This window comes from Mycobacterium sp. E3247, from assembly GCF_001667785.1.
In the GTDB taxonomy this organism is placed as follows: domain Bacteria; phylum Actinomycetota; class Actinomycetes; order Mycobacteriales; family Mycobacteriaceae; genus Mycobacterium.
Map to the genome: position 1 here is coordinate 1 of NZ_LZJG01000210.1, position 623 is coordinate 623.

Consider the following 623-nt stretch of genomic DNA (forward strand, 5'->3'; position numbering starts at 1 on the left):
TCAACGAGTACCGGGCCGAGCAGGCCGCGGCTGCGCTGCATTCCCGCATACGCCACACCGCGATCGTTCGGCGCGACGGGAATTTTGTCGATGTCGACGTCCGGGATCTCGTCCCCGGGGACGTCATCCGGCTCTCCCTTGGGCAGGCGGTGCCCGCGGACGTGCGATTGATCCAGACGGCAGCGTTGGAATGCGACGAGGGCATCCTGTCCGGGGAATCCACCGGCTCGGAGAAGTCACCGACGCCGGTGGGAACCGACGTCGCGCTGACCGACATGACCGATGTGGCGTTCATGGGCACGATCGTGAGCGCGGGCGAAGGCTTGGCCGTCGTGTATGCCACCGGGAATCGCGCCGAGTTCGGCCGGATCGCGGCGGGTCTGAGTGAGCGCCAACCCGAGACCGACTTTCAGGTCGGCCTGCGCCGGTTTTCGTATCTGCTGCTCCGGGTCGCGGTTGCGCTGACCGCGCTGATTCTGGTCACCAACTTGATGTTGCACCGGCCGCTGATCAATTCGGCACTGTTCTCGCTGGCGATCGCGGTCGGCATCACGCCGCAGCTGTTGCCGGCCGTCGTGAGCACCAGTCTGGCCACCGGCTCACGCCAGCTGGCCAAGGCGAAG

1 pseudogene is annotated in these 623 nt (G+C 66.6%); it reads left to right on the forward strand.

Annotated elements, in window-relative coordinates:
- Positions 1–623: pseudogene (locus A9X04_RS11510) on the forward strand (magnesium-translocating P-type ATPase); the annotation flags it as partial.